5 protein-coding genes are annotated in these 12,059 nt (G+C 41.9%); 1 reads left to right on the top strand and 4 read right to left on the bottom strand.

Annotated elements, in window-relative coordinates; genetic code table 11:
- The 4 genes from PF027_RS03735 to PF027_RS03720 form a co-directional block, all read right to left on the bottom strand.
- On the bottom strand, window positions 1–1,725 hold the full coding sequence (locus PF027_RS03735) for a nickel-dependent hydrogenase large subunit (protein ID WP_270861781.1): 1,725 nt from the start codon (window positions 1,723–1,725) through the stop codon (window positions 1–3).
- A gap of 2 nt (window positions 1,726–1,727) precedes the next feature.
- The gene (locus PF027_RS03730; RefSeq protein WP_270858960.1) at window positions 1,728–2,873 is read right to left on the bottom strand and encodes a hydrogenase small subunit; all 1,146 of its coding nucleotides are present in this window, start codon (window positions 2,871–2,873) and stop codon (window positions 1,728–1,730) included.
- A 124-nt stretch (window positions 2,874–2,997) separates the two neighbouring features.
- On the bottom strand, window positions 2,998–8,151 hold the full coding sequence (locus tag PF027_RS03725; protein WP_270877363.1) for an alpha-2-macroglobulin family protein: 5,154 nt from the start codon (window positions 8,149–8,151) through the stop codon (window positions 2,998–3,000).
- Between the two features lie 72 nt (window positions 8,152–8,223).
- Window positions 8,224–10,821, bottom strand: a complete 2,598-nt coding sequence (locus PF027_RS03720; protein ID WP_270871906.1) for a transglycosylase domain-containing protein — start codon at window positions 10,819–10,821, stop codon at window positions 8,224–8,226.
- A gap of 124 nt (window positions 10,822–10,945) precedes the next feature.
- On the opposite strand from PF027_RS03720, the gene PF027_RS03715 reads away from it, so the two are divergent.
- The gene (locus PF027_RS03715; RefSeq protein WP_270871907.1) at window positions 10,946–12,037 is read left to right on the top strand and encodes a D-alanine--D-alanine ligase; all 1,092 of its coding nucleotides are present in this window, start codon (window positions 10,946–10,948) and stop codon (window positions 12,035–12,037) included.
- The last annotated feature ends 22 nt before the right edge of the window (window positions 12,038–12,059 follow it).

Here is a 12,059-nt window from a genome sequence, read left to right as displayed (position 1 = left end):
TTAATCCTTGATATTTGGATTTACTTTATATGAGCTAAGCTCGTTGCCTTTGGTGTCCATAACATGAACAGCGCACGCAATGCACGGATCATAAGAGTGGATTTTGCGGATAATTTCAAGCGGTTGCGTTAAATCTGCAATTTTAAGACCGATTAAGCATGACTCATAAGATGCCATATTGCCCTGAGCGTCTTTTGGACTAGCGTTCCATGTGCTAGGAACGACTGCTTGCCAGTTTTGGATTACTCCATTTTCGATTCTGCACCAGTGGCTTAGGCTACCGCGTGGAACATGTCCGATATATCTGCCTTTATATGATTTCTTTTTATCGATTGTGTATTTAGCGCAAGTCTCAGTGTCGCCTGATTTAATATTAGCGATTAGGTTATTAAATGCTAATAGTCCATTATCAGCTACGACTTTTGCCTCGATCATACGGCACGCTGTTCTACCAAGAGTAGAGAATACTGCTTCTAGTGGAAGACCTGTATCGGCTAAGAATTTATCTACTACTTTTACTACAAATTCATTACCTTTTGCGTAATTTACAACGATATTTGATAGTGGTCCAACTTGAAGCGATTTGCCATCATATCTAGGAGCTTTTATCCAAGTATATTTACCCTCGGTATTTAGGACTTTTGTATCTTCCATTTCACCTTTGGCGTTTAGAGTTTGCTCTACCTTAAATCCTGTGTAGTTTGGTTCTTGTTCGCCGTCATAAGGGTGAAGTGGTTTGTCATTTTTATACCATGAGTGAGTGGCTTCTTCTGTAATCTTGCTCTCATCTAGCTCATGAACCTTGCTAATATCGCCGTCTAAAATCACACCGCTTTGGAATAAGAAATCATTGCGTGAATATTGGAAAGTTTGGTGTGTCCATAGATTTGCGACACCGACATCGTTTAATACGCTTTCTTCACTAGCATACGCACCACCAGCCATAAGCAAGTCTGGATAATATGCGCGGTTGATGAAATCAGCGACTTCCTGGAATTTAACCATATACTCACCAAGTCTTGCTGGGCTTAGGATATCCATTACGCATGTTACGCCACCGACTGTTAGGGTTTGTGGGTGTGGTTGTTTGCCACCGAAAATCGCCATCATTTGCGCGGCTGTTCTTTGGATACGCAAACACTCTAAGTAGTGGCTAAGCGCAATCAAATTTTGCTCAGGGGTTAGCTTGTATGTGCTGTGTCCGAAATATGCGTTTGCAAATGGTCCAAGTGCGCCTTTTTCAACGAAAGCTTTTACTCTTTGTTGAACCGCTTTTAGCTGATCCTCACCGCAAGCATAAGGCAAATCTGTATATCTGAAAGCCTCTTGGCTAGCAGCGTGTGGATCTGCGCTTAGTGCGCTTACGATATCGACCCAGTCAAGTCCGTGTAGTTGATAAAAATGCACTGGGTGATCGTGCATAAATAACGCAGTGTTCATTAGCGTTCTAGTCAAAATCGCATTTAGTGGCGGAGTTATGCCAAGAGCATTTTCAACAGCTGAAATTCCAGCATTATAGTGAGAAAATGTGCAAACACCGCAAATTCTTTGCATAAAAAAGCCGATATCCCTAGGATCACGACCCTTAACGATAGTCTCTAATCCACGCCATAAAGTAGAGCCAGAATACGCATCCGTTACAACTCCGTTATCATCGACAACTACTTCTATGCGTAAGTGTCCCTCAATACGAGTTATCGGATCTATTACTAATCTTTGTGACATTTCTACTCTCCCTTATTCTTTTTAAATGATGCAATGGCTGCATGAACTGTGATAGCTACACCTGTAACAGCCAAAATTCCTATACCGATTTTATCGGCTGTCGCATCAGCACCTGCTCCGCTAAATACGGTATTGTATAATCTATCTGCCAATGGCTCCTCAAATGGTCCCATGTGATCCCAAAAATCAGGCTCAGAGCAGCCGATACAGCCATGACCTGCTTGGATTGGCCAGCTAGTGTGAGCGTTAAATCTCTCGCGCGAGCAGTTATTAAATGTATATGGGCCTTTGCAACCTACTTTATATAAACAATATCCGTCTTTTGCGCCTTGATCGCCGAATTGCTCTACGAACTCACCTGCGTCGAAGTGACCGCGTCTTTCGCACAAATCGTGAATTCTAAGTCCGTAAGCCCATTTTGGACGATTATAAACATCAAGTGCTGGAAGTGTGCCAAATAGTATGTAGTGAAGGACATTTCCTACGATATTTTTCTCGCTTGGCGGACAGCCAGGGACATTGATTACTTGTTTTTTAGTTAATTTGCTTAACGCAACAGCGTTTGTTGGGTTTGGTCTTGCTGCTTGGATACCACCGAAGCTCGAACATGTTCCAATAGCAAAAATCGCAGCTGCACCAGCAGCGGCATGTCTGCAATGCTCGGCACCTGTCTTACCAGCAGGTCCTACTGTAAGGAAATATTCGCTACTTCCGCTTGGAATTCCACCTTCTACCATTAAAATATATTGCCCCTTATATTTTTCGATAGCTCCATCTAAATTTTCCTCTGCTTGCCAGCCAGCAGCAGCCATAATCGTCTCGTGATATTCTAAACTAATATAGTCGAAAATCAACGAATCGATAGTTGGAGTATCAATTCTAAGTAAGCTTTCGCTACAACCTGTGCATTCTGCCATGTGAAGCCAAATCACAGGTAAGCGATCGGCGAGTTCTGCCGCCCGTGCAACTTGTGGTGCAAATACGCTAGGTAACCCAATCGCCGCAGTCATTGCGCCTGCCCATTTCATAAAATCACGGCGTGAAAAACCGCGCTCAGCAAGGCGTTTAGTGATACTATCGCCCTCTTTTATCTTGGGTAGTTTAGCGACTTGTTCTAGCCTATCGGCTACTTTTGCTAAATCAATCATTATGTTCTCCTTTACGCTTATAGCGTTAATCCGTAATTATATAGTTTTTTTGTTTAAAATTTGTTAAGGAAGAACTTACTTGTAGTTAAATTTTCTACAAGTAAGTTAAATTTTAAGGTTAAATTTATTTAATTTTGAAATTTAGCACCGGTAAATCATAATCCATTACGCTTTCGTTTTGCATATCAGTGATACTCACAGCCGGCAAGGCACACATACCAGAATACACTACATTAAGCGGTGTGTAAAATACGCCGGTATAGTCATTGCCGTTTTTTGTATCTTTATAATACGCCCCACCAACCGGGAAGCTTAGCACTCTATCAAACATTATCTCTTTGTGCTCGAAGCTAGTTTTATCCTGCAAATTCTCAGGTCTTATAAATCCCGGATTTATGCGCTCATTGACGATCTCAAAGCAGGTGCTTGCCGCCTCGTCAATCACAAAATTTCTGATATAAAAATTTGAGCGGAAATTTATCTTAGAATAAATTCTTTGCCCTACTTTTAGATTATCAAGCAAAACCGCATTACCAGCCTCATCGACAAATTCACGCACGATTTCTAGCTGTTTGATTCCGTGCAGATTTCCTGTGTGGTTGTTTATACTAAGCGGGCTATGTTTAAGTGCTACTGGTTCGTAACCAAAGCTAAGCAAATTAGCAAAAATTTTCTCGCCATTTTTTGGCGAAATTTTGATTTCTCTGTCGTTAGAATTTAGCGTAATTACTGAATTTGACGGAGTTTGGATACTTTGTGTAAGTCCGTTTGCGACGATATCTGCGCCCACGCCCTTATCATCTTCGCCAAAATACGCTTCCAGCGCCCTTAGCACAAACGCTCTTTCTTGCGTGCTATAAATGTCTTGTAAATTTTGGCTTAAATTTTGCGCCAAAGTATCTAAGACACTATCTTTTATACCGACGCTTCCCAAAGCATACAGAGCAAATCCAGCGTCCCTAACCTCACTAGCAAAAATTTTACTAGCCTCTTTATTAGCATAATCAAATTTATAATTTGAACTATAAATTTTACTAAATTCCGCGCTCATTTTGTGTTTTTGCAAAATCGCAAGCATAGAAAATGTCGCTAGCGGGCTAGCTTCGTAGAGTTTTTTATCATAGACGAAATTTAGCTCATCATCGCTTAATGCGCCAACCCTATCTAGCACGAAATCCGCATACAATCGCAAGCTAGGCTCGCTAGAATACGACGATCTTAGCGCCCTTAAAATCAGCTCTTTTTGTTTTGGGGTTAGGATTTTGTATTTTGCGTCCATATCCAAAAGCACATCGCTAGCATACAGCGACGCAAATGCGTTCGTCTCACCATGCGCACTCCAATACCCAAATTCGCCGTTATTTTTAAGCCTTGATAAAATTTTCGTAGCATGCTCTAAAACAGCCCCCTTCATCGCCTCGTCGTGGTCTCGTTTAAAGAAGAAATCATAGGCTAAAATTTTTGAACTAATCTGCTCTGTGCAACCATACGGATATCGCTCCAACTCCCTTGCCACCGTATAAGTGCTAGGTCTAGTGCCTATGTATGTAAAGACATCTTTATACGAAGCTGGCAGACTAAAATTCATCGGCGCGTCGCTATAAGCACTGGCGCTAAATTTCGAGCGCGGAAACTGCGAAATGACATCAAATTTCAACTCATACTCAAATTTCGCCCCATTTTCTTCGCTCGCTTCCAAGCTCACCACGCCCTCGCCAAGCTCTAACGCATTTGCTCTAAATTTCAAATTCTTTGCTTCTAGCGCGCCTAGCGTGATATTTGCATCACTAAGCGAAATTTGAACTGCGTCGTTAAAACTCGCCTTTAAATTTAGCGATTTTGGCGAATTTGTCGTATTTATGAGCGTTAGCGGGATATTTATATCATCGCCTTTGACCATGTATGTCAAATCAGCTGGTTTGATGACGATATCATCTTTGACGCTGATTTGAGAGTTTGCCCAGCCGATTTTTTCTTCATCATCGAGAGCTAGCGCGCTTAGGCGAATCATAGAGTTAAAGTGTTTTGGCAAATCTACCTCAAATCTAGCCTCGCCTGCGCCGTTTGCGATACCCTCATACATTTTGACAAATTTTTTATCTTTTTTGTTTTGCACTGGGCTTAAATTTCGCTTCGCGCTTTTTAGCATTTCATCGCCACCAAAGCTTAATTCTTTGCCGTTTGCGCTATACACACTCAAATCATCAAAAATATCGAAATATCGGTGCCTGAAATATATCGGCTTATCAAAATACGAAAACGCATTTAACTCTTTTTGATTTATCGCGTCTAGTATCCCTAAATCCACAGCGTAAAGCGTGATTTTAGAATTTGGCGCGGATTTTGCCACGATTATGGCTTTTTCGCCGTTTTTATACTCAGACTTGTTTTGCAGGCTAAGAGGGAGTTTTTTCTCGCTTACATCGAGGCTTACGGCTACATTTGCATAGGTGCGAAGCGGCATAGCAGCGCCCGAGGCAGAGCGTGAAATGCTAGCGCTAATGTGTCCGCCGGTGAAATTCTCTGGCACTCTTAGCTCGAAACTTGCGCTATTTCCGCGAATTTGCGTGATTTTATAATCATACACGCCCTCTCCTATCAAAGCCACATTTAGCACGCCGTTTTCGATAGGCGAAGTAATCACGCCTTTTATCATTTCGCCAGGTTTGAGCTTTGATTTTTCTAAATTTATGCGGGCGGTATTGACATCTTTGGCATTTAGCCTGCCATAGTATCCATATCCGCTCACATCGACTCTCACGCTCGCACTTGCCCCACTTGCGTAGTCGTTTGCTACTACGATATACGAACCGCCATTTTCGAATTTATACCCAATCTGTGAGCCCTCTGCGCTAATGCTATCCACAAGCGAAAAGCTCTCTTGCTCGACATATCTCTCGCCGTCGTAAATGTAAGTGAAATCTTGGCGATAAATTTCTAAATCCACCTTGCCTTTTTGCTCTTTTTTGCTAACGCTATCTAGCAATGCAAGGTCGAATTTTACCTCCTCGCCACTGCTTATAAAGTCCTTGTTAGCGCGAATTCCTAGAATTTTTTCGTATGGATAGTAGCTTAGCATTTTATACGCGCTGACATTTTTGCCCCCGTCTTGGACGCTGAAATTCATCATCAAATTTGCCGCATTTGACACACCCTGCGCCTTTGGAGCGATTACGAGATCTTTTTTGCCGTTATTATCTAGCCTAAATTCCTCGCTTTTTACCTCCAATGTGCCCTCTTTTTTAAGTCTTGCATTTGTGAAGCTGTATCCTTCAAAACCGCTGATTTTAAGCTCTTTTTCGTAAGATTTCACTTCAAATTTGCTAGCTAAGCTCGCAGCTGGTGCGCCCACAAGGTAGTTTGAAATCAAATTTGCGATTATTAACTCATCTTTGTAAATTTCATCTTTGCTCGTTAAAATTTCGTTTTTCACGCGGTTTGGTATGAAATTTTCGACGCTAAATTTCTTGGTTTCGATGATTTTATCCTCGTAAATCAGCTCAAAGGTATAACTTCCGCTTTTTTCGCCCAAATTCTCTTTGAAATTTAGCGCGCCATAAGAGTCGGTTTTTAGGGCGCGAGTGATGATATTCACGCCGTAAGGATCTGTGATTTTGTATTTAATCGGAGTGTTTTTAATCGGCGTAAAATCGCTCTTTTTGAGCACCACAGAGCCGATTAGTGCCTCATTTGGGCTTACTAGCTCGCTAGCGAAATACACCATTGCCCGCGCGTCGCTTGTAGTCGCTTCCCTGCTAGAAACAGCCTCGTCAAATATCACAAATCCGCGCTCTTTGCCGTCTGTAATCTCGATAGATTTAGGATTTTTATCCAAAAATTTAGCGTCATTTACAAGCAAAATTCCATCACTATCCGTGCGTTTTTCTAAAATCATCTCGTTTTTGTCATTGTAAATTTTAACAATAGCGTGCGACAAAGCCTTCGCATCGCTTAGGCGCGAAGTATAGATTAGCGCGCCACTATCAGCCATGCTAACCTGAGCCGAAATATCGCTGATATAGGCCGTGCGCGTGATAGTTCGCATTATATTACCCTCTTTATAATGCACATCTATCACATACACGCCGTCCTCAAAGCCCTTAAAATCCATAGCGATTTTATGCTCACTAATCTCGTTTTTTGCCCCGCCAATGTCAAATTTTTTATTCACAACCTCACTAGCTAGCGAGTGCGGATAATTGCTTTCGAAATTTAGAAAATATCTGAAATTTTCCTCGCTGATTTTTGAAACGCTAATGCTAATTTCGTTTAAATTCGAGCTTTTTATCGCGATATTTGCGTTTTTAGGGACGAATTTTTTCATATCGCTAAACTGCACAAACGGCTTTCTATCGCCAGTTTTGAAATTTAGCTTTATTTCATCTCTAACTATCCTAGAATCATCGCCAAAGCCCTTTAAAAGGCGCAATTCATAGCTTTTATTTGGCGCAAATTCAGCGCTTTTGATATCTACATGATAGTAGTATTTATCACTGATTTGCGGGTATTTTTGCTCATCTTCGTAGTATCTGTATCTAGCCTCGCCAAGGCTAAATTTACCCACGCCATTAACGCGGATAAATTTGGCTAAATTCGCGTCATCGACATAGTGTGGGAAATACAGCCTCGCTCCAAATGAGCCGTCATTAAAGCTAATTTCGCGGATTTTGACATCATCTAGGTTTGAGGCGTTTATGCTATCGTTAAATGGCTCCTCATCTGCTTTTAGGATTTTTGGGGCACTTAGCGTTGCGCCGTTTTTGGATTTTACAGAGTTTGCTTCGATGACGATATTTGGGTGCTTAGCGTCATAAGAAATCAAAAAACTTCTATCATTTTGCGCACTAATGGTAAAGCTAATATCGTTTTTGGCTAAATTTTGCAGCGAATACACCCTAATCCCTGACTTTGCCCCCTCCTCGCTAACGCTATCGTTAAAGCTAATCTTTGCAAGTCCCGGGCGCAGTATTTTAAGCTCGCTCGCGCTAAACCCAGCCGTCGTAAAGCTAAATTTCTCCCCGCCAATCTCGCAGTTATAGCGAGTGCTAGCATTTAGCTTAGTCTTTGGATAAAACTCTATTTCAGCGCTATTTTTATATTCATACACGCCAGTAATCCCTGGCGCACATTTTGCGATTTGCTCCTCGCTTATGCCAAAAGGCGCGATTTTTGCACCACTAAAAATCAAGCTCTCATCATTAATCTGCGTTTCCACGCCAAAGAGCCACCCAGCGCAAAGTGCGCTACAAAGCCCAAATTTGATTAAAATTTTTTCCATAATTTTCCCCTAAGAATTTCGCGTAATTATATTGTGAAATTTTTATATTTTGGTAATTTTTTATTTTTTATTTTATCTATTTTTTACACTAAATTTCGCCACGCTAAAATTCGCGTTTTCGTCCAAACACGAAAGCTCATATTCGCCCGGACTTAAATTTAGCATAAAATTCTCGCCATTTTTTTTCGCCTCGTATGGGCTATTATTTACGCTGATAAAGATTTCATCGCCAAAAACAGCCGTGCAAGAGGCGCTAAGATTTATCTCTGCATTATCGCCCACTTCGTAAATTTTGCCATCTATATCGCTAAGAGCTGGCGCAATGCTAGCAAATTTATCCTTGCACCTGCCATTTTTGGTCGCATTTGCGTCAATAATGCCGTTTTGCAAAAGATAAAAAAGCTCACTAGGGCGGTAAAATTCGCACTCATCGTGCAAAGTTACACCCTCTATCACCAAATCTCGCACCATTTTTTTGCACTCTTTTTCTACGAAAAAATCAGCGCAAATTTCTTTTTCGCTCACGCCACTAGGACGGGCAAATTCGGCATTTATCGCGCCTGTGTTTGAAAGGTAAGAAAACATATCAAAAACCACGCGCGCAGCACTAAGTCCGCCACTTATATCACTCGTTTTTTCGCCGTTGAAATTGCCAAACCAAACCCCAAGGCTAAATTTTGGCGTTACGCCAATCGTATAAAGGTCGCGCCCGTCGGCACTCGTGCCGGTTTTAAACATCAAGGCTGGCATATTTTTGGTATTTTGCCACACAGAGCCAAGATAGCTTCGTGGGGCGTTTTTTAGCATTTGCGTGATGATATACGCACTTTGCGGGCTTAGTATTTGCGCGCTCTGCCCTACCTTCGCCCCTGCTAGTTCTAGCGGTTTTAACTCGCCAGAGTTTGCAAAAACGCTGTAAAGATGAGTGAGATTTAACAAATTTATGCTAATTCCGCCAAGCCCAAGCCCAAGCCCATAATGCTCTTTGGAATACGGCGCGAGATTTGCACGAAGCAAAAGCTCATAAAGCCCGTCATCGCCAAGGGATAATAAAAGCTTCAAAGCCGGGATATTTAGGCTATATCCGAGCGCCTCATTTGCGCTAACAACCCCCATAAAGCCTAGATTGTAGTTGCGTGGGGAGTAATTTTTGAAGCTAATCGGAGCGTCGATTAGCTCACGGCGTGGCGTGATAAGCCCCTCTTCAAGGGCTCTTGCGTAGATAAATGGTTTTAGCGTGGAGCCAACATTTTTCGCCCAGACTATGCCGTCATTTTGTCCCAAAAATCCGCCAAAATCGTGCGAACCTGCGTATGCCACAACCGCCATTTTTTCGTTGTCGATTAGGATTGCCGAGCCGTTTTTGACGCCAAATTTGGCTAGGTCATTTATCCTTGATTTAAGGAAATTTTCAAGGGTGAGTTGATAGGTTTTGTTTAAATTTGAGTGGATTAAATTTGCGCCGTTTTGTGCCATACGCTCTGCTTTGTTTTGCCAGATTGCGCAATTTTGCGCCGAGTGCTTTGTATCGCCTATGCGCGCGCCGTGATTGTCTGTGTTTGCGGGCTTTATCGCGCCATTTTGTGCCAAGTGCGCGCTTTGGCTTGCTCCCACAGAATTTGCTCCCACAGAACCTGCGCACGCGCGTTTTGTTTCGGTAGCTGTTTCGGTAGCTGTTTCGGTAGCTGTTTCGGTAGCTGTTTCGGTAGCTGTTTCGGTAGCTGTTTCGGTAGCTGTTTCGGTAGCTGTTTCGCTCACACCCTCTGCCACGCCAGCTGTTTTACTCGCTGTTTCGCCCATACGCGCACTCACAGCCTCACTAGCGCCAGCGCGCCCTGCCACGCCCAAATTTTTCGCATTTTTAAAGGCGCGCATTGCATAATGCGGGGCAAAATTTGGCGCAGGGTGCCTTGTGGGGGTAAATTTCTCGCTACTAGCGCGTTCAAATTCACTAAGCGATAAAATTTTAGCCTTATAAAGGCTAAAAATCAGCCTATTTTTTAGCGAGTTTAAATCCAAATTCGCGCGGTCTAGGCGGTTTTTGTTCGGGTTTTTTGGCACCACCGCAAGAAGCGCGATTTGAGCGTTGCTAAGCTCACCTAGGCTTTTGCCAAAATAAAAATAGCTAGCACTCGCCACACCCTCGATATTGCCACCATAGGGGGCTAGATTGAAATACATTGTTAAAATTTCATCTTTGGTGTAGTGAAATTCGAGCTGAAAAGCGTTGAAAATTTCGATAAATTTGTTTTTGTAACTGCGCTCTTTGGGGTTCATCATACGCGCAACCTGCATTGTAATGGTGCTTGCGCCCACTCTGGCTATATTTGCATTTTTATGCGTAAAATTTTGCGAAATATTATGCGTAAATGCCCGTGCTATCGAAAATGGATTTACACCAAAATGGTAGTAAAAATACCTATCCTCGAAATGCACTACGCTTTGTTTTAGACGCTGTGGGATTTCATCGCTACTGGCGTAAAACCTCCAAATCTCATCACTGCTGATTTGCATATTTAAAATTTCCCCCTCGCTCGAATACAAAACTAACGACTTTTCTTTATTTAATCCAGCCAAATTTAGGGGGAATAAAAAATCCAAAATCAAAAACAACGAAAGCAAAAATGCGCCAAAAAATGCGCTAAATTTCACAAACCCTATAAATTTCATAAAAATATTATATCTATAAAATTTATAAATTTACTCAAATTTTTCACGCAAAAAGAGAATATAAAGCATAAATTTTATAAAATCGAGAGTTAAATTACACTTTAAAGAGCCCAAAGGAGTTATTATGAAATATGGTATCATTTTTGGCGGACAAAGCTACGAGCACGATGTCAGTATCCTCACAGCAATCGCTGTAAAAAACGCATTAAAAGGCAAAAATTTAGCCTTTATCTACTGCGACGCTAACCGCAGATTTTTCGAAATCGAAGAGGGAAATATGGTAGCAAGCTACTTTGCTAGAAATTTTGCTAGGTCTCACTCTGCCAACACAGACGCTGCTGAGGGCGGTTTTTCATCTCAAACTTCTTATGGCAGCAAGGTCAAAGAGCTAACCCTCTCTTATGGCGGATTTTACACAAGCGGTATGTTTTCAAAAAACAGATTAGAAATCGATGTGTGTATCAACACAATCCACGGCGGTGATGGTTGCGACGGCAAGCTAGCTTCACTTTTAGAATTTTACGAAATTCCACAAATCGGCCCTAGATTAGAGGCAAGTGCGGTAAGCCATAATAAAATTTTAACCAAAAATTTAGCCAAAAACGCAGGGGTCAAGGCGATTAATTACGCGGTTTTAAAGCGCACGAGTTTGCCGTCTTTTAACTACCCTGTCATCATAAAACCAGCCCACCTAGGTAGCAGTATCGGCGCTAGTATCGTAAATAGCGATATGGAGCTCGATAAAATCATAGATAAGGTATTTAGCCTAGATAGAGAGGTCATCGTCGAGCCTTTCGTCAAAGATGTCAAAGAATACAGCCTAGCAGGTTGTAAAATAGGCAATGAGATTGTATTTTCAAAAATCAGTCAAGCCGTGAAAAAAGACTTCCTAGACTTTGGTCGCAAATACATCGACACCACCCAACCAAACACCGTGACAGAGCAAACCGTGGGCATTTCAATCGCAGATAAGATGAAAGATGCGTTTGCTAAAATTTACAACAGCGGATTTGAGGGCTCGATCATCAGATGCGACTTTTTCGTGTTTAATAACGAAATCTATCTAAACGAAATCAACCCCGTCCCAGCGGCTCTTGCAAGCTATTTATTTAACGATTTTGGCGCGATTATCGACGGGCTTTCTACATCTTTGCCACAATACAAAAAAATCCCAGTAACCTACGATTTGGTTACGCAAATCGCAGCAAACAAATAATCAAATTTCACGCTAAATTCCA

The sequence above is a fragment of the Campylobacter sp. VBCF_01 NA2 genome, assembly GCF_027797205.1.
Taxonomy (GTDB): Bacteria; Campylobacterota; Campylobacteria; order Campylobacterales; family Campylobacteraceae; genus Campylobacter_B.
This window is presented reverse-complemented; position numbering and strand designations above follow the sequence as displayed.

Bases quoted from the DNA above. Each gene is read 5' to 3' on its own strand.
- PF027_RS03720 (WP_270871906.1), bottom strand. From the start codon at position 10,821: ATGAAATTTATAGGGTTTGTGAAATTTAGCGCATTTTTTGGCGCATTT.
- PF027_RS03730 (WP_270858960.1), bottom strand. From the start codon at position 2,873: ATGATTGATTTAGCAAAAGTAGCCGATAGGCTAGAACAAGTCGCTAAA.
- PF027_RS03735 (WP_270861781.1), bottom strand. From the start codon at position 1,725: ATGTCACAAAGATTAGTAATAGATCCGATAACTCGTATTGAGGGACAC.
- PF027_RS03725 (WP_270877363.1), bottom strand. From the start codon at position 8,151: ATGGAAAAAATTTTAATCAAATTTGGGCTTTGTAGCGCACTTTGCGCT.
- PF027_RS03715 (WP_270871907.1), top strand. From the start codon at position 10,946: ATGAAATATGGTATCATTTTTGGCGGACAAAGCTACGAGCACGATGTC.